This is a genomic window from Collinsella aerofaciens, assembly GCF_018785245.1.
GTDB lineage: Bacteria > Actinomycetota > Coriobacteriia > Coriobacteriales > Coriobacteriaceae > Collinsella > Collinsella aerofaciens_AD.
Map to the genome: position 1 here is coordinate 20,948 of NZ_WQPL01000001.1, position 23,996 is coordinate 44,943.

Annotated in this window: 18 protein-coding genes; 7 read left to right on the top strand and 11 right to left on the bottom strand. The window is 59.6% G+C overall.

The features are described 5' to 3' along the window. Positions 1-22: 22 nt before the first annotated feature. On the bottom strand, positions 23-1,405 hold the full coding sequence (locus GPK39_RS00105; protein ID WP_215673313.1) for an MATE family efflux transporter: 1,383 nt from the start codon (positions 1,403-1,405) through the stop codon (positions 23-25). A 232-nt stretch (positions 1,406-1,637) separates the two neighbouring features. On the opposite strand from GPK39_RS00105, the gene GPK39_RS00110 reads away from it, so the two are divergent. Then, positions 1,638-2,453, top strand: a complete 816-nt coding sequence (locus GPK39_RS00110) for a putative RNA methyltransferase (protein WP_215673314.1) — start codon at positions 1,638-1,640, stop codon at positions 2,451-2,453. A 128-nt stretch (positions 2,454-2,581) separates the two neighbouring features. Here the strand turns inward: GPK39_RS00110 and GPK39_RS00115 are convergent, their stop codons facing one another. Continuing rightward, positions 2,582-2,983, bottom strand: coding sequence for a hypothetical protein (locus GPK39_RS00115; protein ID WP_215673315.1), 402 nt, complete (start codon positions 2,981-2,983; stop codon positions 2,582-2,584). Between the two features lie 434 nt (positions 2,984-3,417). On the opposite strand from GPK39_RS00115, the gene GPK39_RS00120 reads away from it, so the two are divergent. Further along, positions 3,418-4,122: a class I SAM-dependent methyltransferase gene (locus GPK39_RS00120; RefSeq protein WP_055286662.1), complete on the top strand. Its 705-nt coding sequence runs from the start codon at positions 3,418-3,420 to the stop codon at positions 4,120-4,122. A 48-nt stretch (positions 4,123-4,170) separates the two neighbouring features. Here GPK39_RS00120 and GPK39_RS00125 read toward each other — a convergent pair whose 3' ends face one another. Then, positions 4,171-4,467, bottom strand: coding sequence for a hypothetical protein (locus GPK39_RS00125; RefSeq protein WP_055286660.1), 297 nt, complete (start codon positions 4,465-4,467; stop codon positions 4,171-4,173). Between the two features lie 77 nt (positions 4,468-4,544). Here GPK39_RS00125 and GPK39_RS00130 point away from each other — a divergent pair, with 77 nt between their 5' ends. The 4 genes from GPK39_RS00130 (at position 4,545) to GPK39_RS00145 (ending at position 11,008) form a co-directional block, all read left to right on the top strand. Beyond that, positions 4,545-5,033, top strand: a complete 489-nt coding sequence (locus tag GPK39_RS00130) for a GNAT family N-acetyltransferase (RefSeq protein ID WP_215673316.1) — start codon at positions 4,545-4,547, stop codon at positions 5,031-5,033. Between the two features lie 253 nt (positions 5,034-5,286). Next, positions 5,287-7,290 carry an elongation factor G gene (locus tag GPK39_RS00135; protein WP_215673317.1) on the top strand — a complete coding sequence of 668 codons (2,004 nt, stop codon included), beginning with the start codon at positions 5,287-5,289 and terminating at the stop codon, positions 7,288-7,290. A 93-nt stretch (positions 7,291-7,383) separates the two neighbouring features. Next, positions 7,384-8,502 (top strand): ATP-binding protein, encoded by a 1,119-nt coding sequence (locus GPK39_RS00140; protein WP_215673318.1) that lies wholly within the window; start codon positions 7,384-7,386, stop codon positions 8,500-8,502. Further along, positions 8,495-11,008 (top strand): excinuclease ABC subunit UvrA, encoded by a 2,514-nt coding sequence (locus tag GPK39_RS00145; RefSeq protein ID WP_215673319.1) that lies wholly within the window; start codon positions 8,495-8,497, stop codon positions 11,006-11,008. The genes GPK39_RS00140 and GPK39_RS00145 overlap by 8 nt, the downstream gene beginning before the upstream one ends. A 40-nt stretch (positions 11,009-11,048) precedes the next feature. Here the strand turns inward: GPK39_RS00145 and GPK39_RS00150 are convergent, their stop codons facing one another. The 8 genes from GPK39_RS00150 to GPK39_RS00185 form a co-directional block, all read right to left on the bottom strand. Further along, positions 11,049-12,149 carry an ATP-binding protein gene (locus GPK39_RS00150; RefSeq protein WP_215673320.1) on the bottom strand — a complete coding sequence of 367 codons (1,101 nt, stop codon included), beginning with the start codon at positions 12,147-12,149 and terminating at the stop codon, positions 11,049-11,051. 144 nt (positions 12,150-12,293) lie between these two features. After that, entirely contained in the window at positions 12,294-12,893 is a 600-nt protein-coding gene (locus GPK39_RS00155) for a tRNA (cytidine(34)-2'-O)-methyltransferase (protein WP_215673321.1), read from the bottom strand. A 95-nt stretch (positions 12,894-12,988) separates the two neighbouring features. Further along, on the bottom strand, positions 12,989-14,119 hold the full coding sequence (locus GPK39_RS00160) for a GTP-binding protein (RefSeq protein WP_215673322.1): 1,131 nt from the start codon (positions 14,117-14,119) through the stop codon (positions 12,989-12,991). Between the two features lie 86 nt (positions 14,120-14,205). Beyond that, complete coding sequence (locus tag GPK39_RS00165) at positions 14,206-14,547, bottom strand: arsenate reductase family protein (RefSeq protein ID WP_117645782.1); 342 nt, start codon at positions 14,545-14,547, stop codon at positions 14,206-14,208. A 12-nt stretch (positions 14,548-14,559) separates the two neighbouring features. Further along, positions 14,560-15,183: a flavodoxin family protein gene (locus tag GPK39_RS00170; protein ID WP_195233116.1), complete on the bottom strand. Its 624-nt coding sequence runs from the start codon at positions 15,181-15,183 to the stop codon at positions 14,560-14,562. Between the two features lie 74 nt (positions 15,184-15,257). Beyond that, positions 15,258-16,787, bottom strand: a complete 1,530-nt coding sequence (locus GPK39_RS00175; protein WP_215673323.1) for a diguanylate cyclase domain-containing protein — start codon at positions 16,785-16,787, stop codon at positions 15,258-15,260. A 127-nt stretch (positions 16,788-16,914) separates the two neighbouring features. Then, on the bottom strand, positions 16,915-19,632 hold the full coding sequence (locus GPK39_RS00180; protein ID WP_215673324.1) for a bifunctional diguanylate cyclase/phosphodiesterase: 2,718 nt from the start codon (positions 19,630-19,632) through the stop codon (positions 16,915-16,917). A gap of 77 nt (positions 19,633-19,709) precedes the next feature. Next, positions 19,710-22,631, bottom strand: coding sequence for an EAL domain-containing protein (locus GPK39_RS00185; protein ID WP_215673325.1), 2,922 nt, complete (start codon positions 22,629-22,631; stop codon positions 19,710-19,712). 230 nt (positions 22,632-22,861) lie between these two features. Between GPK39_RS00185 and GPK39_RS00190 the strand changes: the two genes are divergently transcribed. Continuing rightward, complete coding sequence (locus tag GPK39_RS00190) at positions 22,862-23,731, top strand: patatin-like phospholipase family protein (RefSeq protein ID WP_215673326.1); 870 nt, start codon at positions 22,862-22,864, stop codon at positions 23,729-23,731. The last annotated feature ends 265 nt before the right edge of the window (positions 23,732-23,996 follow it).

Below are 23,996 nucleotides of genomic sequence, written 5' to 3' on the forward strand. Positions count from 1 at the left end.
GGCGTGGCGTTGAGTGCGGTGTTTAGCGGGCTGTCGCTTTGGCTTGGGTGGCGCGATAGGTGCGTGCCGGGTGGCAAAGTAGTACCGCCACGACCATAAAGAACGCCGTGGTGCCCAGGCTGATGGGGTAGACCATCATGATGTTCGCAAAGGTGCGGAAGTGCGGGAACACGCAGAACACCCAATAGAAGCGGATGCCGCAGACGCAGATCATGGTGATGAGGGCGGGCGTGAGCGAGATACCAAAGCCGCGCAGGTAGCCTGACATGTTTTCATAGAACATACTAAAGGCGTACGCCGGGAAGATCGAGCACACGCGGATATAGCCGATCGAGACGATGTTGGGATCGCTGTTAAAGAGCGACAAGATCTCGCGCCCCAGGCCGACAATAACGATGATCGTGGTGAGTGCAACGATACCACCTTCGACCAGGCAGACCTTGAGCGTTTTGGTGCAGCGGTCGATCTGGCGGGCACCGTGGTTTTGTCCCACAAAGGTGGTACAAGCCTGGCTAAAGCTGTTGAGCAGGTTGTAGCACACGTACTCCAGGCTCATGGCGGCGCTCGAGGCCGCCATGACTTCGGTGCCCAGGCTATTGATGGCGGATTGGATGATGATGTTGGCGACGGCAAAGACAGCGCTTTGGATGCCGGCGGGCAGGCCAATCTTGACGATGCGCTTGAGGGCGACGGGGTCGATAGCCAGGTCGCGTGGGGTGACGCGGACGACGGAGTCGGTCTTGAGTAGGCGGATAAAGAGCGTAGCGGCGCTGACGGTGTAAGCGATGGCGGTGGCGATGGCGACGCCCGCGACACCCCAGTGGAGTACAGGGACAAAGATGAGGTCCAGGCCAATGTTGAGGACGGTGGACACGGCAAGCGCCTGCAGCGGCATGCGGGTGATGCCGACGGAGCGGAAGATCGCGGCCTCAAAGTTGTAGAGCAAGATCGAGGGCATGCTGAGCAAAAAGACGCGTAGGTAGAGTGAGGCGAGCGGCATGGTCTCGGCGGGAACGTTGAGCGCGGCGAGCATGGGCTCGGCAAAAATCTCGCCCAGGGCGATGACGACAAAGCCCACGAGCGCCATTAAAATCGAGGTATGGACGGCGCGTTTGACCATGTTTTGGTCGTTGCGGCCGATAGCGTTGGCGATGACCACGTTGGAGCCAAGCGACATGCCAATAAACAGGTTGAGCATAAGACTGGTAAGCGGAACATTGGAGCCGACCGCCGCCATGGCGAGGGTTCCCTGGTCGCCCGAGAAGTTACCGATGATGACCGTGGCGATGAGGTTCGACAGCTGCTCCAAGATGCTCGTGGCGGCCACGGGGAAGGCGAACAGGGGAATATTGCGCCACAGCGAGCCGGTGGTCATATCGATGTGCTTAGATACGGTGTCAGCCATACGCTCTCAATCTCTAACATGCTCTTTCGTGCTTATTTGCGCAGACGATGATACTCCTAATGCAACCAGTCGGCACTTAGGGACGTTCCTTTTCTGCCGGCAGCTGGGGACACTCCTTGTAGCCATTGGGGACGTCCTTAAACGACTAGTCATTCAAGAACGTCCCCAATGACTAGGTGGGGAAGGCGTGCGACAATGGTGGGCGTTGTGTTGTTCGCGCTAAGGAGTTGTCATGTTGTTGTGTCCCGTTTGCCATGAGCCGTTGGTGGACGATGAGCGCGGTGCTGTATGCGCGGGCGGGCACCGGTTTGACCGTGCGCGCGAAGGCTATCTATATCTACTACGCTCGTCCAAGAGCGGCGACTCCATGGGTGATCCCAAATCACAGGCGCGCAGCCGTCGCGACTTTCTGAACCGCGGTTACTATGCGCCGTTGCGCGATGCGATGGTCGAGCTGGTGCGCAAGCAGGCGTCTGGGCGCGCTGCGTCTACGAATGGCCCCATGACGCTGCTCGATATTTGCTGTGGCGAGGGCTACTACACCAGCGCCATGGGCGCGGTGCCGGGCGTGGACGCTTACGGGTTCGATTTGGGCAAAGAGATGGTGCGCCTTGCCGCCAAGCGCGGCGATGCGACCTACTTCGTGGCCAACATGAAGGACATACCCGTGGCTGATGGCGCCTTCGATATGGTGACCGAGCTCTTCGCTCCCTTTAACGAGCGTGAGTTTGCCCGCGTGCTGGCGCCCGAGGGCTCGCTCTACACCGTCGTGCCAGGTGCCCGTCATCTGTTTGGGCTTAAGGAAGTGCTCTACGATACACCGTACCTTAACGACGAGAAGCTGCCGCAGACCACTGAGCTCGAGTTGGTCGGAACGCAGCGGGTGTCTGCGAATATTACGCTTCAGACCCAGGACGACATCGAGGCGGTGTTCCAGATGACGCCGTATTACTACCGCACACGCCCTGCCGACAAAGAGCGCCTGGCAAATTTGGACACACTTCAAACCGACATCGACTTCATCATCGCCGAGTACCGCCACAGCTAACAACCTGCCAAATAGGGACAGGTTTATTTTGGCAGGTTTTATCTGGGCAAATGCAAAGGGCCGACCGCGGAGATGCGCGATCGGCCCTTTTTAGCTGCCTGGCTGCAGAGGTTATGAGAAGCGAGCGCTTACAGGCGGTCCTTGTTCTCGGCCTTAACGGCGTGTGCCTGCTGAACAAAGAACAGGTCGTACACTACGATGACAAAGGCGACGATATTGACGGAGCTGCCGCCGAGCGCGGGAAGCGTGAGCACGGCCTGCACAATCGTGGCGATTGCGGCAACGATGCCGAGCTTAAACGCGCCATCCACCTGCGAAGGCTTGTTGGCGCCCTTGATACCGGCGACGCCTGCGGCAAGGTCGACGAGGCCCTTAACAATCACCACAACAGCGGCGAGCGTGGCGTTCGATCCGTAAGCGGATCCAAAATTGCCGGTAACAATGCCGGCAATTCCGATGACGAGGCTGGCGATGCCCAAAACAAAGTAGACGAGGGCAAGGATTTTGAGAGTCTTACGAGCGGAGCTCATGGCTGGTCCTTTCGATACGAGTACGCCAACCTGGCGCACCTCATGTGCTGCACATATTGTGAAGCACATTGTAGTTCAACGGGGCGATGCATGCGCTTGAAAGCGTCTCTTGCCTGTACGGTCCAACCTTTCAAAAAGGAAAGCTGGACGTAAGCCAAATCGATGGCAGCTCATGTGCGGCGCTGAGATGATGGGGCCATGGTAAGAGCTGGACCGAAGGAGGAGCCATGATGTACGGAGCAGGGCAAGTGCGTGAGCCGCGGTCGTTGGGAAGGCGCATGAGTGATTCCGTGATCGCTGCCGTGTGCACGGGATTGATGGCGGTGCTTTGCATTGGGATGCTGTGGGCCATGTCGCATGTGGGACAATAGCGGACGGTGGGGTGCCGACACAAACGGCGCTCACGTATTCGTTTTGCTTGCTAAGGAGTACTCATGGGCGTAGTCGATCCCTTTTCTGTTGCTCGGGCCGCGGGGCTTGAGCTGACCGGGAAGTCCGAGGGACTCACGCTCACCGACGGCACGATGGAGCTGCGCGCCGATTTCACCCGCATGCATCCGCGGCTCAAGCAGGGCCGTTTGCAGCAAGAGCTGCTGGTAAAGGCTGCGCGCACAAAAGGTATCGAGCGCCCATGGGCGATTGATGCCACGGCAGGCTTTGGCGAGGATTCGCTGCTGTTGGCGGCCGCGGGCTTTACCGTCGATCTGTATGAGCAGGATTGCGTGATCGCGGCACTCCTCAAGGATGCTTTGGATCGCGCGGCAGATGATCCGGCGCTTGCGACAGCCGTGGCGCGCATGCGCTTACATGCGGGCGAGGACAGTATTACCGGCCTTCGCCATACAGCTGAGCTGATCGGGCAGGGCGAGCTCGCGGCTCCCGACGTGGTGTATCTGGACCCCATGTTTCCCGAGCGTACTAAAAGTGCGGCGGTCAAAAAGAAGTTCCAGCTCCTACATCATCTGGAACAGCCGTGCGCCGATGAGGAGACGCTGGTCGAAGCTGCGCTTGCGGTGCATCCGCGCAAGGTCGTTATCAAGCGGCCGGTGAAGGGGCCGCTGCTTGCCGGCGTTAAGCCGAGCTATCAACTTGCGGGCAAGGCAGTTCGTTACGATGTTTTAGTGCCGCCGCGCCCGTAGCTTGCGTGCGATGGCTGGCACTCCGTCAGTGCCGTACCGATGCGGCGCCTATTTCCAAGGGTGCGACGTCAGGTGCCAGCCGCCGCAGTATTCGCATTTGTAGCAGGCCAAACCACGCCGCCCATGGTTTTCGCAGTCGGCCATGACTGCCTCGGCCTCGGCACGCGTGTCGTAACGGTTTTTGCGTTCGCACGACTTGTAGCGCCAGGCTTCATCGCGCTCGGCGTCCAGGGCGTCGCGGCGCTCATCCTCGCGCGCAAACAGGTCGCTCATATCGCCGCCGGTAGCAGCGCCCAAAAACTCGCTTTTGGCCTTTGACCAGGCGGCTCGCTTTTTGCTCCCCATCTGCTTCGCGCCCCTCTTCAAACGCTGGTATCATTGCTCAATCAAAGTGATACCAATAAACGTGAGGTCGCCGCGTGATGATCAGAAAAACCCTCGATACCGACATTCCCGCCGTCATGGCTATCTATGACGCGGCCCGCGCCTTTATGCGCGCACATGGCAACGCCACGCAGTGGCCCGAGGGCACGCCTTCGGCCGAGCAACTGGCTGCCGATATTGCCGCTGGTGGCAGTTACGTGTGCGAAGTCGACGGCCGCGTGGTGGCGACGTTTGCATTTTTACAGGGCCCGGACGAGTGCTATGACGTAATTGAGGACGGTCAATGGCGTAGCGACACTCCGTACGCCGTGCTGCACCGTGTGGCATCCGACGGCACCGTGCACGGTATCGCGGCTGCGATGTTTGCCTTTGCCAAGGAGCGTGCCGATCACCTGCGCATCGACACGCATCAGGACAACCTGCCCATGCAGGGCGCGAGCCTCAAGGCGGGGTTTGAGCGCGCCGGCATCGTGTATGTGTCCGACGGTACACCGCGTGTTGCGTTTGACTGGCTGCGCGAGGCATAAGAGCGGGGACGCGTATCAACAATTTGCACGAACGAAAATGGCCCCGGGTGGGGACATTTTCGTTCGCTGGCTGTTTTGCAAGCCGGCTTTCGCAAGGCGCGAACCTACGAAAATCGCCGCGCGGCAACGCAGGGCGATGAGCTCGGTCGGGGGATAGGGCCCGCTTCGCCCGCCGGCCCGTAAATTGTATCATCCAGTGTGGAATGAGGACGCCCGTTGCCGCGTGCGATGGGCTTGCAATAAGAGGAGAGCCATGTCGAAGCAAGCGGTCGTTGGAATCTTGGCGCATGTCGATGCCGGCAAGACCACGTTGGCCGAGGCCATGCTATTCAACGCGGGCCGCATTCGCAAGCGCGGCCGCGTGGACGATGGCGATTCGCATCTGGATACGAACGAGATTGAGCGCGAGCGCGGTATTACGATCTTCTCGTCGCAGGCTGTGCTCGACCATGGCGATACCCACGTCATGCTCGTGGATGCACCAGGGCATGTCGATTTTTCAGCCGAGGCGGAGCGCACGCTGCGCGCACTCGACTACGCGATTTTGGTTGTGGGCGCCAACGACGGCGTGCAGGGGCATGCCGAAACCCTGTGGCGCCTGCTTGCGCGCTATGAGATCCCGACGTTCATCTATATCAACAAGATCGATTTGGAGAATCCCGGCCGCGATGTTTTGCTGGCACAACTTGGGCAACGTCTTTCCGAGGGCTGCCTGGACGCCAACGAACTGCTGGCGGGCGGCGCCGTTCAGGAGGACGCCGCTGCGTTAGACGAGGCGGCGCTCGACGAGTTTCTTGAGGCGGGTGAGCTTTCCGTCGCAACGCTGTCGCGCATGGTCGCCGAGCGCAAGCTCTTTCCCTGCTTTGCCGGCTCGGCGCTCAAGGACCAAGGCGTGGACGAGCTACTCGACGGTATGTGCACTCTGATGTACGAGCGAACATGGCCCCAGGAGTTCGCCGCGCGTGTCTACCGCGTGAGTCGTGGAGACCGTGGCGAGCGTCTTGCCTGGGTCAAGGTGACGGGCGGTGTGCTGCGTGCAAAGCAAGTTGTCGAGGGATGCTCTGGCGCCTCCACTTGGGAGCAAAAGATCGATCAGGTACGCATCTATAACGGCGAAAAGTATGAGCTTGCCCAGGAAGTTGCCGCTGGCGGTATTTGTGCCGTGACGGGTCTTGCGCACGTTCGCCCGGGGGACGTCCTGGGCGCAGAGCCCGCGGGCGATGCGCCCGTCATTGCGCCGGTCCTCACCTATACGGTGCTTCCAGGCGAACACGATGTCCATACGGTGTTCAAAGCACTGACTGAGTTGGCGGACGAAGATCCTATGCTCGGCGTAAGCTGGAATACTCATCTGGAGCAGATTCACCTGCAGCTGATGGGCGCCGTGCAACTCGAGGTCGTGCAGCGGGTGTTGGCAGATCGTTTTGGCCTTTCGATTGCGTTTGAGCCCGGCGGCATTCTCTATAAGGAGACTATTTCGCAGCCGGTCGAGGGCGTGGGCCACTTTGAGCCGCTGCGCCACTATGCCGAGGTACATCTGCGTTTGGAGCCGTTACCGGCGGGCTCGGGCGTGCAATTTGGCACCGTGACCTCGACTGACGAGCTCGACTTGAACTGGCAGCGTCTGGCGCTCACCAACGCCATGGAGCGCGATCACCTGGGCGTGCTGACTGGCTCGCCCGTCACCGATGTGCGCATTACGCTCACGGGCGGCCGTGCGCATGCCAAACACACCGAGGGCGGCGATTTTCGCCAGGCCACGTACCGCGCGATTCGCCAGGGGTTCATGCAGGCGCGTGAGGCGGGCGCGGCGGTGCTGTTGGAGCCGTGGTACCACTTTGAGCTCGAGGTGCCGGGGGAGTGTGTGGGCCGGGCGCTTTCGGATGTTACGCGTATGGGTGCCGAGTACGAGCCGCCGACGATGGCGGGAGACCGCGCCAAGCTCATGGGCCGCGTGCCGGCATCCGAAGTGCAGGATTACGCGCTGGAGGTGGCTGCCTATACGAGTGGCCGCGGGCATCTGTACCTGGAGTTTGCCGGCCACGCGCCCTGTCATGATGCTGAGCGCGTCATCGAGACGGCCGCCTATAAGCCCGAGGCCGATCTGCCCAATACGCCCGACTCGGTCTTCTGCTCTCATGGCGCCGGCTACACCGTCAAGTGGCACGACGTCCCCGCCACGGCGCACGTAAAGGTCGATCCCGCCACCTTTCGCCCCTGGCGAGCAGCAGACGCCGAGTTTTTCGGCCACATGTGACAAAGGGACAGTTCCTTTGTCACATGCTATTGGTATAACTCGGTACAAGTTGGTATAACTATTGCCAAGGTTTGCCAATCCGAGGAGGCCGACATGAATCCAAATCCCTTTAAGCCCACGGCTGGCAAGCGGCCTCCGATACTCATCGGTCGCGAGTCGGTCATCGAAGATTTCGAGGAAGGGCTCGATAACGGCGCCGGAGCGCCGGGCAGGCTCATGCTCATTACGGGAAACCGCGGTTGCGGCAAGACGGTTCTCCTGCGGGAGCTGCAACGTCTAGCCAATGAGCGCGGATGGGCGGTTGTCTCCGATTCCGCTTCGCTTGGCTTATGCGACCGCTTGGCCGATGCACTTCGCTCGAATAAACCCGTTGTGACGTCAATGGAACTCGGTCCATCATTCGGGCGCATGTCGGTCGAGGCGGCGCGTGCAAAGGGTGAAACGCTGCGCGGGCTGGTCAACGAGCGCCTTAAGAAGCTCGATCCAGGCAAAGGCATGCTGTTTGCGATTGACGAGGCGCAATCGGCGTCTATCGAGGAGCTGGCGGCCCTTGCCGTTCTCTATCAGCAGGTGCTCGGAGACCAGGATGCCACGGGCTTGTCCGATAGCGACCAGCGCGGTCTTGCGCTGGTGTTTGCCGGCTTACCCAGTATGGTTGACGATCTGCTCGAAGAGCCGAGCGTGACGTTTTTGCGGCGTGCCCAGCAGCGTACGCTGGGGGCGATTTCTTTGCCCAAGGTGCGCGATTCATATATCCAGACGGTCAAAAACGCTGGTCTTTACGTTGACGCGGGGACGGCGGATCTTGCGGCACACAAGAGCATGGGGCATCCCTATATGGTTCAGCTGGTGGGCTATTACATGTGGCGGTCTGCTGTCCGGCGTGGCTCGCAAGTCATCGAAAGGCACGATGTCGAGGATGGCCATGCGGATGCCATCTCCGAGTTCTATGAAGCGGTCGACGCGCCCCTGTATTACGGATTGCGCAGCCCACAGCGCCTCTTTATTGAAGCCATGACGGCTGACGAGGGCAAGCCGACGCGCATGGCGGATATCATTGAGCGTTGCGATCGTACCCAAAGCTGGGCGAGTAAATATCGCGCAAGCTTGATTCGCGAGCGCGTCATCGAGGCTGCCGGATACGGCCTCGTCCGGTTTACCGTGCCCATGCTGGGCGCGTACGTTCGCGATCGAGTTTTATGGCATGAGTAGGGTGATAAAGGTGACGGAACAGAAGATGAGCCCGCAGGCTATCGAGGTACGCGGCGCGCGCGTCCATAACCTCAAAGACATCGATATCGATATTCCGCTGGGAAAGCTGGTGGGTATTGCCGGCGTATCGGGTTCGGGCAAGAGTTCGCTGGCACTGGGGGTTCTTTATGCCGAGGGTTCGCGCCGCTACTTGGAAGCGCTCAGCACCTATACTCGACGTCGCCTGACGCAGGTCGAACACGCCCAGGTGGATGAGGTATTGCACGTACCGGCGGCGCTCGCATTGCATCAGCGCCCCAGCGTGCCGGGCGTGCGCTCGACCTTTGGTACCATGACCGAGCTCAACAACAGCCTGCGCCTGCTCTTTAGCCGTTGCGCCCATCACGTGTGTCCGCACTGCGGGGCGCGCGTGGAGCCGAGCCTTAACGTGGCTGCGGGCCTGTCGCTCACGTGCCCTGCATGCGGTCGCGAGTTCTACGCGCCGAGCGCCGAGGACCTTGCCTTTAACAGCGGCGGTGCCTGTCCCACCTGCGGCGGCACCGGTGTCATGCGTGAGGTGGACGAAGTGAGCCTGGTGCCCGATGAGTCAAAGACTATCAACGAGGGCGCGGTGCTTCCCTGGGGTACGCTCATGTGGGATCTGATGAAGCAAGTGGCTGGCGAGATGGGCGTGCGCACCGATGTGCCGTTTAACCAGCTCACGCCTGAAGAACGCGACATCGTGTTCCACGGCCCGGCGGTTAAGAAGCACATTCTCTACGTTCCCAAAAACGGCGAGGGTGCCACGCCGCTCGACTTCACCTATTACAACGCCGTCTATACCGTCGAGAATGCGCTCGCCAAGGTTAAGGACGACAAGGGCCTCAAACGCGTTGCGCGCTTTTTGCGCGAGGGAGCATGCCGCGATTGCGGCGGCGCGCGTCTCTCCGAGGCTGCGCGCCAGCCCCAGGTGTGCGGTATCAATCTGGCGCAGGCCGCGGCCATGACGCTGGGCGAGGCGATTGAGTGGGTGCGCGGGGTGCCCGCATCCTTGCCGCCCGAGATGCGGCCCATGGCGACGGATATCTGCGATTCGTTTTTGAGCGTGGCCCGTCGTCTGGTCGACCTGGGTCTCGATTACCTTTCACTCGACCGCGCTGGTGCCACGCTCTCCACGGGTGAGCGCCAGCGCGTTCAGCTCGCCCGCGTGGTGCGCAACCGATCGACGGGCGTGCTCTATGTGCTGGACGAGCCTTCGATTGGCTTACATCCCGCCAATGTCGACGGCTTGGTGGGCGTGATGCGCGATCTGGTGGATGACGGCAACACCGTGGTTGTTGTCGACCACGATACGCGCGTACTGGCGGATGCCGACTATCTGGTCGAGATGGGCCCCGTTGCCGGAGCAGGCGGCGGCAGTGTAATCGCCGCTGGTACGGTAGACGAGGTCGAGCAATCGCAGGGCAGCCGTATCGCGCCGTTTTTGCGCGCCGAGCTCAAGCGCTTGCGTCCGCAGGTGACTGACGACGAAATGTTCGACCAGGGACATATCCGCATGGCAACCGATGCCATCCATACCGTCAAGCTGCTCGAGGTTGATATCCCGCGCGGCCGCCTTGTCGCGGTAACGGGCGTTTCGGGTTCGGGTAAGACGACGCTCGTGCTCGAGACGCTCATTCCTGCACTTAAGGCGCAGGCAGCTGGCGAGCGCTTGCCGGGGCACGTGCGTTGGGTCGATGCCGAGGGCATTGGCCGCGCAAATCTGATTGACGCTACGCCCATCGGCGCCAACGTACGCTCGACGGTAGCGACCTATGCCGACATTCATGACGAGCTGCGCCGCGCCTTCGCCCGTACGCCCGAGGCTAAGGCAGCCGGCTACAAGGCGGGCGCCTTTAGCTACAACACCGGCGCCTTGCGCTGCCCTACGTGTGACGGCACGGGCTCGATATCGCTCGACGTGCAGTTTTTGCCCGACGTCGAGATCATCTGCCCGGCATGCCGTGGTTCGCGCTACGCCGAGGCCGCCTCGCATATCCATCGCGAGGGCAAGGACGGGAGCTTGCTTACGTTGCCGCAGCTCATGGACATGAGTGTGGACGAGGCCCTCGACGCCACGGTGGGACTCAAGAAAGTCCAGGCGCGCTTGCAGACCTTGCATGACCTAGGCTTGGGCTATCTCACGCTCGGTGAGCCCACGCCGGCGCTCTCGGGCGGCGAGGCACAACGCCTTAAGCTCGCGAGCGAGATGGGCCGCGTGCAGGACGATGCCGTGTTCGTATTCGACGAGCCCACGATCGGACTGCATCCGCTCGATGTTCAGGTGTTGCTGAGTGTGTTCGACGGCCTTGTTTCCAAGGGCGCCACGGTTATCGTGATCGAACACGATCTCGACCTTATCCGTAACGCCGATTATGTGATCGACATGGGCCCGGGCGGTGGCGACGCCGGCGGGCAAATCGTCTGCGCCGGCACGCCGGCGGATATCGCTGCCTGTCCCAAGAGCGTTACTGGCCGTTACCTATAGACAATGAGGCAAAGGGACAGTCCCTTTGCCTCATTGATGCCTATTTCACGCACTGAGCGGAGAGATAGTCGCGGAAGAATGGCAATTCAAATGCGACGAGCCCTCGTCCTCGCTCCCCGATGATGCCGGCGTCTATCATGCGGCGTCGGTAGCGGGAGACCTGCTGCGGCGAACGCCTAAGGCGCACGACAAGGTCAGCGGTGGTGGACTCTTCCTCGTCATCGAGCATGGCGATGAGGAATCGCTTGTCCTCTGCAGTGAGTTTCCGATAGGTTGCCGCGAGGATTCGGTCGTCCATCTCGTCGCGCGCGATTTTGATTCCCAGGTCAAAGTCGCGTGACGAGATCTCCTTCGAATCGCTTGTGAGATCCCAGGCACGGTAGCCTACGAGTTGCAATAGGAAGGGAAAACCAGAGATCGAGCGAACGGCTCTATCGATTCCCTCAGCATCTGCCAGGCGATCGTTTTCCTGGATCGTGCGAATCAAGGCCTCGCGTACGTCATAGTCGGCAATGCGACCCAGATGATATTGTTGGGCGCGACGAAGGAACGAGACCGTCTTGTGGTTCAGCAACGTCGAGACGTTGTTGGGAAGTCCCGCCATGAGCAGGGCGACGCGTTTCCCATCGGTCACAAAGTGCTGATACGTCGCTGCGAGCTGAATCATCTCGTCGAGTGTCGGGTCCACCTCGTCAACCGTGACGAGCAGACCGGTGCCCGCCTCGTTGAGCTGGTCGATGATGTCGCTCATGCGATAACGCCAGGTTGAGGCATCGTGGACACGATTGACCTCGATGCTGCCGAGCGGTGCAATTCCGAGGCCGGTGACTTCGAAGTGGTTGGACGGGTCGATGAGATGGGCTGCGGCGCGTTTCGCCCCGAACTCGAGTTCCTCAAGCATTCCCGGGAGCGCGGTCGTCTTTACGGCTATCCAGCCGTGGGATTCCGCCCTTGTCGCGAGCGACGACATGAGAGCGGTTTTACCGGTTCCACGCGCGCCTGAGAAGATCGAGGTCAATTCTGGGCGCCTGCGCTGGCTCAAGAAGGCACGGTCCAAATCCCGAATAATCTGTTGTCTGCCAGCGAGATGGGCAGGAACCTCGCCAAAGCTAGGGGTAAACGGGTTCTCGAGATATTTCACACGGCTCTCCTTTCACACCGCCGTTTAACTTTATTTTACTTTAGTTAATTCTGATTAAAAGTGAGGGCTCTTTATCTGGAGCATCAATTAGGCGTGTGTGTCATCGGCGTGGCGCTTGAATGTGACAAAGGGACAGCTCCTTTGTCACATCCCTGCAAAGCCCGTTTGTCGTAGCGCCTCGTAGAGGACGATGGCGGCGCTGTTGGAGAGGTTGAGTGCGCTGATGCGGTAGTCGTCCGGGTCGACGAAGTTGCCGCAGATATCCTGCCGAAGGATGGCCTCGTGGCTGTCCTCGGTATGTCCCAGCGATTCCTCGTGGGCTTCCCAGGCCTCGGCGTTATCGAGTGAGTCACAATCGCGCAGCATCGGGATGCGCTCGCAGCGCTCGGACGCCGCGGCAAGCAGTGGCTCGGGAATGCCCGAGCTCTCGCTGCCAAAGACCAAGTAGTCTCCATCGCGGTAGGTACTCTGCGCATAGGTGCGGCGTGCCTTTTTGGTCAGCAGATGCAGGCGCTCGTCGGCAGGGGAGAGGTCGTTGCGCGCAAGGAAATCCTCCCAGCCGGCATAGGTCGTCACGTCCAAGTTTTGCCAGTAGCCCAGGCCGGCGCGACGTACCGTCTTGTCATCGAGCGAAAACCCCAGCGGCTCCACCAGATGCAGGCGGGCGCCGGTGACCACGCAGGTGCGGCCGATATTGCCCGTATTGGCCGGAATCTCGGGCGCATACAGCACAATGTTGAACATGAATCTCCTTGGCTCAGAACGAAAAACCACCACGAAGAGCACCTTCGTGGTGGTTTGGCGGTTACGTAGGCGGAAAAATACCCGCTTGGATAAACCTAGGCGCGGTGCCAGTCGGTCAGGCAGGCATCGAGGGAGGCGATGAGCGCATCCTTGTCCATGTGACGGCCAATGATGCACAGGCTCGTCATGCGGTCGCCCGTCTCGTCGTCCCAAATCTGCATGATCTCGGGGTTCTCGTCGATGATCTTCTGCTTCTCGCCCTCGGGCGCCGAATCGACAAACAGGCCGTTCTCCATCAGGCGCATCTGGTGGCCGGCCTGCTCAAACATGTAGCACATGTCCGGATCGCCGGTCTGCCACAGCGGGCCCTTGACGCGGATGACCTCGTCGGGCCACTCCTGCTCAACAAAATCGGTGAACTTCTGCAGGTCAAACGGCTTGCGGCGCGAGTACACAAAGGTCTCGATGTCGTACTCGAGCACCTCGGGGTCGTCGTGCTCCTCGGGATGCTCCATGGCCTCGATCCAGACGGCGGAGTTGTAGGCGCGCATAAAGTCGAAGCGGTCGGTATCGAGCAGCTCCTCCATGGGGACCTCGCCGTTTTGGGCCTCGACAATTACGGCGTCTTTCTGCAGGCTGCGCACGATGGCCTTGAGCTCGGCAATCTGCTCAGGCGTCACGGTGTCGGTCTTGTTGAGGATCAGCGTGGAGCAGAACTCGATCTGCTGGATGAGCAGGCTCTCGATGTCGTCCTCGTCGATATCCTCGGCCAGCAGGTCGCGACCGCCGTTGAACTCGTCGTACATGCGGGCGCAGTCGACCACAGCCACGATGTTGTCGAGCGCGAGCTTGGGCTCGCCGCCCACCTTAGCCTCATCGCAGAAGCTCGAGATGGTGTAGGCGATGGGGATGGGCTCGCAAATGCCCGATGCCTCGATGATGATGTAGTCGAAGTTGCCCGAATCGGCGATGCCCTGCAGCTGGTTGGCCAGGTCATCCGAAAGCGTGCAGCAGATGCAGCCGTTGGTGAGCGGGATGAGGTCGTCGGTCTCGGAAAGGCCGCCGTCGGCGATGAGGCTGGCATCGACGTTGATCTCGCCGATATCGTTGACGATCACGGCGGCGCGGATGCCGCCGTCGTTAGCGAGGATGTGGTTGAGCAGCGTGGTCTTGCCGGCACCGAGGTATCCGGTAAGCATGATGATCTTCACGGGTTTGTTGGGCATGTGCCCTCCTTTGTTAGACATGGCTTACAGTTGAATCATATGCCAAACGCCTGCTCTTATACCCACGCGCTGGCAAATAACACAGGCTACTCCCAGGCTCCCCATACATCGGGGCAATAACCGACGGTGGCCTTTTTGCCGTTGCGCACGATGGGCTCGGCTAGAACCTGCTGGTTCTCGAGCAGCTTGTCGAAGCGCTGGCTAGGGGTGAGGTGCTGGATGAGCGCGAGCATCTCCTCGTCCTTGGCCTTGGGGTTGAGCAGCTTGTCGATGCCGCCGACCGCCTGCATCACGCTCGTGAGCTCGCCCTTGCTCATCTCCTTTTCCTTAAGGTCGATAAACTGCACCTTAATGCGGCGCTCCTTAAAATAGCGCTGGGCCTTCTTGGTATCGAACGACTTCTTAGTCCCGAAGATTTGAATATTCATGGCCCCGCCGCTCTATCGAATGAAGTTGGTCGTTGCGCGATCTGCCTCGGGCGCGTTGATACCGGCGGCTTGTCCCGCCTCGATGCAGCGCAGGAGCCAAGCCATGTTTTTGCCGATGTTTCGCATGGTGGCAAGGCCCTCGGCATCCCCATCGGCGTCGCCGGGCACGCGGCCAAACACGTTGTTCCAGTAGGTGGAAGCAACCACGGGCATTTGGTTGATGGTGAAGTACTTGTTGAGCACGTCGAAGGTCGTCGACGTACCGCCGCGACGGGCGACGGCGACGGCAGCGCCCGGCTTGTGTGCAAAGGCTTTGCCTCCGGCATAGAATACGCGATCGAGGGCCGAGAGGATGCGTCCGCTGGGATGCGCATAGTAGACAGGTGAGCCAAAGACAAAGCCATCTGCCTGCTCGGCGGCAGCGATGAGCTCGTTCACCACGTCGTCGTCAAAGGTGCAGCGACCGCCAAGTTTGCCACACTGGCCGCAACCGATGCAATCGCGAATGGGCTTGGCGCCCAGCTGAAACGCCTCGGTATCAATGCCTTCGGCAATGAGCTGCTCGGCGACTTCGGCGAGTGCGCGGGCGGTGTTGCCGTTTGCCTTGGGGCTGCCATTGACCAAAAGAACCTTCATCACAAACTCCCTCTGCTTTTGGTGACTTCTGCAGAGGATTATCGCACGATGGGGGAGGCGGCGCGGGCGCGGCGCTAATCCAGTTTGGTGCCTGGCACCTGCACGGCTTTCCCGAGCAACGCTTTGAGCTCGTTCAAAATGGAAACGGGCTGACGGTCGACGCCGTCCAGATGGAGCGTGGCCACGCGAATGGGCGGCTGATATTCAAGCGAGCCGATGAGCACGGGAGAACCCAGGAACCGTTCGATGTCGCTTGCGATCTCGTCGATCGCCTCGGGGCCGAGCTCATCGAAGAGTGCCACGAACATCGGCCCCGTCGAGCGGAACAGGCGGCCCTTGCCGCGCGAACAATCCATGAGGCAGGCGGCGCTTTCGGCGAGCACGCGGTCGCCTGCATCGAATCCAAAGCGGGCATTGACCTCGGCGATATCGTCGACCTTAATGGCAATAAAGCCTGCCTCGTGCGGCACGTGGCGCATCTCTCCAATAGCGTTGACCAGTGCGTGGACATCGCCCAGGCCCGTTACCGAGTCGGTCGTATCCGCTAGGCTTCGGTTGACGATAATGCCCACATACATGCTGGGCTCGGTATCGGTGCCGTCCAAGCGGTAGCCCGTGCAGTCGCAAAGCACGTACGTTCCGGTGGCATCCATTACGCGATACTGCATGTAGTGGAAGTGCCACGTGCTGTTTATTACCATGTCGAGCTCGGCGCGTACGTTGTCGCGGTCCTCGGGATGAACGCGGGCGAGCCACATGTCGAGTGAGTTAAAAGGGTGCTGGGAGGGCAGGTCAAAATCGCGCACGGCGTTAACCGACCATTGCGATTCGCCCGTATCGAGATTGAGGATAAAGGGATAGCGCGTCTCGGAGCTCATGGAGATCGCTTGGAACACCCGGTCGTTGCAGGGAGGCTGATCGACGATTGGGCGTTGCGGCGCGTCATCGTCTTTCGGTTGCTGCACACGATGCATAAGCTTATAGCGATACATCTTGCGATCGGCATCCATCGTCATCTGGCGACGCGTGTCGCCGGCAAGTGGATCGACGCGCGAGCAGCCAAAGCTAAAGCTGCCGATCATGGGCGCCTTGCCACCTGAGCTCGCCTCGATCAGCCCGGCACGTACCTGCTCCAAGCGCTGCTCGAGTTCAGTCTCGTTTGCGGAGAGCGAGATAAGCACAAACTCGTCTCCACCGATACGGAACAGCATCTCATCGTGCTCCATGGTTTCGGAGAGCGTGCGGCAGATGCCCAGAATATAGCGATTGCCTTCGGCGTGGCCAAACCTATCATTGCAATGTTTGAGATGGTCGATGTCAATATAGGCGCAGGTGAAGGGGTCACCTTTGTGCCAGAGTTGCTCGACGTGACGGTCGAATCCGTTGCGGTTGCCCAAGTTGGTGAGCGGGTCGATATAGGCGTTGCTCTCAAGCAGCCGGCGCTCTTGCTGCAGGATGGCGTGCGTTTTTTGCAGTTGCTCGCCAACGGCGCGTAGCTCAGCAGGCAGCGCGGCAACATCGAGTTCTGCGGTCGAGATGCCATTCGCAAGTCGCTGAAGATAGGCAATAATCGATTGCTCGCCCAGGCGATATGATTCGTTCATGATGGATAACCTCCTTGGGCGGAACAGCGGTTTGTATCATATCCCCAATTCGGTTTGAATTGGGGATATAAGTTAGTTAATGGAGACAAATGACCCCTTCGACGGTGGCGTTTTGCGCGCGAGCGTATCAGTTGTTGTTGCCACCATCGAGCAATGCCTCAAAATCCTTCGCTGGCATGGGACGGTAGTAGAGGAAGCCTTGAGCGTCGCGGGCGCCCATTTGCCGTAGCACGTTCGCCTGCTCATTTGTCTCGACGCCTTCGACCACGACGGGCAGATGGAGCGAATGCGCCATCTCGAGCATCGATGAAATGATTTGCGTGCTGCGGCCATGATCGCCGTCGATGGACACAAACGTACGGTCGAGCTTGATGACGTCGACGTTGACGTTCTTGAGCATCGCGAGCGTGGACTGGCCGGTGCCAAAATCGTCCATATAGGTCGAGAAGCCGCGGGTGTGCAGGTCGGCTGTCAGTTTGTCCACGGCCTCGGACTCTCCCGTATAAGCCGTCTCGGTGATCTCGATACGCATGAGCTCGGGCGGTAGGTTGTATTGGGCGGCAAGCGCCCCCATATGTTTGGCAACGTCGCAGGCAAGGATATCCACGCGTGACACATTAAGCGAGATCGGAACCACGCGAAGCCCGCGATCGAGACGCTCGCGCAGCCACGAGGCGACACCCTGCCAAATGTACTTGTCGAGCGTCACTACAAAGCCGCTTTCCTCGAGTGCGGGGATAAACGTTGCGGGCGAAATGAGAGAGCCGTCCTTGTCAATCCAGCGGGTGAGTGCTTCGGCACCAATAATCTCGCCGGTTTCCATATCGACCTGGGGTTGCAAGTGGTAGGTAATGCGACCGTCCGAGAGCGCGTACTGGAATTCGGTCAGCGTGCGGTGGAACACGACTTCGCGCTCGTACTCCGCGGGGCAGAAAATGGCAATGCGCTCCTTGAAGTCGTTTTTTGCGCGCCGATTGGTAAACATGGCCTTCGCCTGCGCATCGATGGTGATCTCCTCATTGGAGTCGATGGGGTAAACGCCCATGGACGGCCAAAAACCTACGCCGTCATCATGCCTGGCTACGGCCTCGCGAACGCGATTGTAGATTTGATGGACGGTGATGTGCTTAAAGGGGATGAGTACGCAAAAGTCATCTTGGCCCCAGTATCCTGCGACGCCCATATCGGCATTCTCGATGTCCTTGAGGACCGTGCCCACATCGGCGAGTACGCGGTCGCCCTCGGCCTGGCCGTGCCATTCATTAAACAGGCGCATGTGGCCCATGTCGACGGTGGCGATACACCAGGCGCCGTCGCGCCTTGCCTTGATGAAGGCATTGGCACGGCGCATAAACTCGCTGGGTCGGTAGAGACCGGTGAGCATATCGATGCGTTCGGCGATTGCGCTTTTGCGTTCGACCTCGGGTATAGGGAGGCTGTCGTTGGGGACAAGCCCGCCAGCTGTGCGAAGGCGGCGGTCAAGTTCGCACAAAACAGCAGATGTTTGGGAGTCCAGGCGCTCGTAAAAGGCCGGGACGACAAGACAGACGGGAGTAATGGTGTCGCCCGCGATTTGCACAGGAGCGAAAACGGCCTCTTTAAGGTGGCGGGTCAGTTGCTCGAATGCCTCGTGGTCCAGGTCGTTGCTGAGCACGACGAACTGGGCGCTACGTGAACGGTAGACCCTGCTCCTGCCGCGGGTGATCGACAGCATGCGGCCTGCGTATTCGGCAAGCATGTTGTCGACCGCCTCGGCTCCATAGAGCTCGTTGAGCTTCGTCGTGCCACGAACGCGCACGGCGATGAGTCCTGTTTTGCAGTGGTCGCGGCGACAGGCATCGATAGCGTTGACCAGCATGCGTTGCGTTCCAAGCCCCGTGGCGGCGTCGACGGTCTCGGCAAGGGAATGATTGACGAGCTCGCCAACATAGAGCGAGGGCTCGTTTTCGTCCCCATCGATGCGAAAACCGCGAGCACGGCAGAGCACGTAGTCGCCCGTGGCGTTGCGTACACGATACTGCATGACTCGATGGTGCTTGGAGCCGTTATAGACTTGGTCGATGTCGTCGGTAAAAGCCTCAAGGTCATCGGGATGGACGTGCGTTTTCCAGTAATCGCGACAGTTGTCTATGTGCTCCGAGGGAAGGCCAAGATCGCGCAAGGCACCTTGTGACCAAAGGGTGCGATGTTTGTCCAAGTTCTCGATAAAGAAATAGCGGCCCTCGTTGAGCATCGAAAAGGCGTCGAAAATACGATCGCTTATTTCGAAGTCGTCGGCGTGGACTTGCGTGATATTGCGTCGATCGAGGTGCACGGCATGACGTAGCTTGTAGTCGTACATGCGATGGTCGGCATCGAGCGTCACACGATTGGGGGCTTCGCCCAGGGCGGGGTCGGCATGTGACACTCCGTAGCTAAACGAGCGGGGCATCTCGGAATCGTTGTTTTTGAGCAGGACCGTTCGGCAGCGTTCCAGACGTTCGGCGAGGTCGTCCTCGGTCGCAATCGTAGATAGGATGGCAAACTCGTCGCCGCCTATGCGAAACGCCGCTTCGTCCACCTTCATATACAGCTTAAGATAGAAGCTTACCTGCAAAATATAGCGGTTGCCCTCGTCATGCCCAAAGACGTCGTTGCAGTGCTTGAGGTTGTCGATATCGACGTACGCCATGGTAACGGGGGTGTCCTGCTCCCAGAGCTCCTCGAGGGAACGGGTAAAGCCGCCGCGGTTGCCAAGCCCGGTAAGCTGGTCGGTAAAGGCAGTCCTGATCAGATCCTCCTGACGCTTGAGAAGGCCGCGGACGGTCTCTTCGAGCGTCTCGGTATAGTTGTTGGCGCTATCCATAGCTACGCTGCTTTCTTGGGTCGAGGCGCTGCGGCGCGCTGGTTGCGCTGCGCGGTGGGGGCTAAAGTCGTTTGTCGTTAACAGGTGGCGCCATGTTGCGGCGGCAGCGTACGGCTGCTGTTCTGCAAAAGGATGCCGCGCGGGTCAATGGATGCGCTGTCGGCAATGAGCTCCTCGAACGAATTGATCGGCATGGGGCGGTAGTAGTAAAAACCTTGGACATAGCGCACGCCGAGTTCATGCAGAAAAGCGATTTGCTTGTCGGTCTCGACGCCCTCGACTATGACGGACATGCCGATTTGCCAAGACATGTTGATGACAGACTTGACGATGCTTTCTCCCTTGTTTGCCTGACTGGTTTCGAGGGGCATGAAACGGCCGTCGAGTTTGATCACATCGGCGTCAATCTTTTGCAACATGCTGAGCGACGACGATCCACTGCCAAAATCGTCGATGAGCACAGAGAAGCCCAGAGAACGGAGCTTGCTGGCGAGCGTTGTAACATCCTCGGGATTATTGGCATACGCACTTTCGGTGATTTCGGCCTTAACGTAATGCGTGGGAACGGCATACCGCATTGCCAGGCGTTCGAGCTGCTTGGCGACGTCAACCGAGATCAAATCGGTTTGGCTTATGTTGACGGAGATGGGCACGCAGGGCAATCCCTGAGCCAAACGCTCGGAGAGCCATGCAAAAACGAGGCTCCAAATATGGCGATCGAGCGTCACCGCGAAGCCGTTGCGCTCGAGCAGCGGTACAAACGTACCGGGTGAGATAAAGCTGCCATCCTCGTCTTTCCAGCGGGCTAGCGCTTCGCCGCCTATGATCTTATTGGTTTCCATGTCACATTGCGGCTGGATGTGGAAGGTTATCCGTCCCTGGTTTAGAGCGTGCTGGAATGCCGAGAGCAGATGGTCCTCGCGCTCGCGTTGCGCGTAGGTCTCGGGTTCAAAGAACTTGATGCGGTCTCTAAAATCGTGGCGCGCGCGGGTGAGCGCGGCCTTTGCGTGGTCGTAGAGCAAAATGTTGATGCGCTCTTCTGAACCTACGGGGCAAACGCCGAAGGCGGGCAAAAAGCCGACCGAGTCGTCGCGCGTGGCGACGATGCGCCGGATGCGTTCGTAGAGTGTATCGATGGTCCTGCGGTCGCCGGGGAGATAGGCGACAAAGTCGTCCTGGCCCCAGTACCCGGCGATCCCGCCGCAATCGGCTTGTAACGTCTGTAGCGCGCTTCCTACCTCGGCAATGAGGGTATCGCCTGCCTGGCGTCCGTACCACTCGTTAAAGACACGCATGCGTCCCAGGTCGATGGCGACAATGGCGCGGTCTTCGTTGGGGTGCGCGGAACGATGCGTGTCGGCGACGTGTAGAAAATCATTGCCGCGCATGAGCCCGGTCATCTTGTCCCGTCGGTCGTACGCGGCAAAACCACCGACTTGGGTCAAAGTGCTTGGACTGTGATGTGTCGGAGCCGTGCTGCGCATCTCGGCGTCAAGGCGGCGATTGAGGCCGGACAGCACCGTGAGCGGCTGCGAGACGATAGACGAATAACGCGCAAAAGCCATATGGGCGACAGGGACGATAGCGATGTCATGCACCGTGATGGGGGCCATGAGCGTTTGCCGCAGCCTTTGGGCAACATCGGAAAGATCGATGTCGGGCTGGCTGTCAAACATAAGAACAAACTGCAGACCATACGAGCGGAAGAACTCGGACGATCCGGGGAGCTGAGACAGGATGCGCCCGGTGAGCTCCATGAGAACATCGTTGCCCGTTTGATAGCCGTAGGCGGCATTGATACGGTCGACGTTCTCGAACTTAAGCGCCACCAAATCGGTGGGCTTGGCGAGTTCCCTACGCTTCTCGATAGCCGCTATCAGTGCGCGCACATCGCCCACACCGGTAGCGGGATCGGTACTTTCGACAATGCTCGCGTTTGTGATGGAGCCGGCAAACAGCGTGGGCTCACTTTCGTTGCCGTCAAGACGGATGCCGGAGCACGTGACAGTAACGTATCGGCCGCTTGCATCCTTGGCGCGATAGCTCATGCTGTGACGGCGTTTTTTGCCGGACATCACCGCTTCGATATCCTGGCGCCAGGCATCGATGTCGTCGGGATGGATGTGTTGCGACCATACCTTATCCATCTGATAGACGTTTCCGGATGGTAGACCAAAATCCTGTACGGCGTTTTGAGACCAATGGGACTGATCGGTGTCGACGTTGCAAAGAAACAGGTAGCGTCCGGTATCCGTGAGCGATAGCGCCTGGAAGATGCGGTCCTGCACGTCAAAAAAATCGTCAAAGGTATCGAGTGCGTGATACCGCTCGTTGAACGCTATATTCATACGTTTGCGTGCGGCGTTGGCGAGTTTGTAGTCGTACATGCGCCGGTCTGCCTCGGCTACCATCTTGTGGAGCACATCGCCTGCCTGGGGATTGGCGTGGGCGCAACCGTAGCTGTAGCTCATGGGAGTCTGGCCATCATCGAACGTCGAGGTGGCAAGAGAAGCCCGGCAAGCCTCGAGCCGCTGGTTGAGCATCTCAACCGAATCGGTTATAGAGATGAGCACGAACTCGTCGCCGCCTATACGGTAGAGGCGCTCATCGGGACGGCAGTGCAGCTTAAGGCAGTTGGCGACCTTGATGATGTAGCGGTTGCCTGCTGGGTGTCCAAAATGGTCGTTGCAGACTTTAAGACCGTCGATATCGATATAGGCAATCGTGTGTTCGAGCTGTCGATCCCAAACACATGCAATGTCATAGTCGTAGGCGGTGCGGTTGGGCAGGCCCGTGAGCGAATCGATGTAGGCATCGGCTTTGAGTTGCACGATGCGGTCGTTTAGGTGGGCGGCGGCATTGGTTGCTTCTGCGAGCAGGCGCTCGGCCTCGGGCTGCTGTGCGCCGTAGAGCTTCGACAACTCGACGAGACAGGTGTTGAGCTGGTCGATCTCGTTGTGGTGTTGCGGCTCGGTGCCCTGCACCTCGTTTGTTCCCATGCCCCCGCCTCGTTGCATTGCTGAGCTTATTTGTCAGCTTGCTGTTTGTTATCGAAAAGTACTGAATAGTATAAACATCATTATGGGCGCGCAAGGGGATGGCAACGCCGCGAGGCGTTTTTTATTCGCAGGACGGCAACGCCTGGGTGCGCATGAAAAATGCGACTGAGACGATATATGTTGACGGGTATACTTGTCCCGGTTTAAAACGCAGGAACGGAGATGGTCGCATGGCACAGCCGGATACGACGCGCACGGTGGGGCTGGCACTCGAGGGAGGCGGCTACCGCGGTATGTATACGGCGGGCGTGCTCGACGTTTGGATGGAGCACGGTTTGACCTGCGACCATATGGTGGGTGTCTCGGCGGGCGCGGCGTTTGGCTACAACTTTAAATCGCGCCAGATCGGCCGCGCCATTCGCTACAACAAGGCCTATTGCGCCGATAAGCGCTATGCGGGTGTAGCAAGCTGGTTGCGAACCGGCGACATGTTCAATGCCGATTTTGCCTATCACGAGGTGCCTATCGAGCGCGATCCCATCGACTTGGAGGCGTATCGCGCCTGCCCCATGCGGTTTACGTGCGTGTGTACCGATATCGAGACGGGCAAGGCCGTCTACCACGACCTGCCCTATGGCGATGAGCGCGATATCGAGTGGATCCGGGCGTCGTCTGCGATTCCCGTGGCGACGCGTCCCGTTTCTATTGGCGGGCATAAGTATCTGGATGGTGGCGTGGCTGATTCTATTCCCAGTGCATGGCTGTTTTCGCAGGGGTATGACCGCAATATCGTGGTACTCACGCAGCCGGCGGGCTTTGTGAAGCAGCCCAACAGCGTGATGCCCATGCTGCGGCGCGTGTTCCGTCACTACCCGGAATTTGTTGCAGCGCTTGAGCATCGGCATGAGGTCTACAATGCCACGCTCGATGACCTGGCACGTCGCGAGGCTGCCGGCGAAATCTTTGTGGTACGGCCGAGCGAATCGGTGAAGGTGCCGTCGCTGTGCCGCGAACCGGATGAACTTGAGCGCATCTACCAGATCGGCCGTCACGATGCGGAGGCGACCTTGCCGGCGCTGGAAGCGTATCTGGCAGAGTAGAGCAAACTGCCGTGGACTCGGCGGAAAGCGCATCCCGGAATCGGCGCTAAAAATGGGATGAGGTTTCCGCGAGAGGCCCGTAGCGGAAAGCGCGCCCCGGAATCGGCATCCAAAACGGGATGCAGTTTCCCCGACGGCGGGTTTTGGAAACGGCGTCCCAGAATTTGCGCCTGGAATGGGATGGGGTTTCCCAACGGAGCCGCATGCGGAAATCGCATCCCGGAATGGAGATCCAAGCTGGGATGCGTTTTCCATTGCTGAAGAT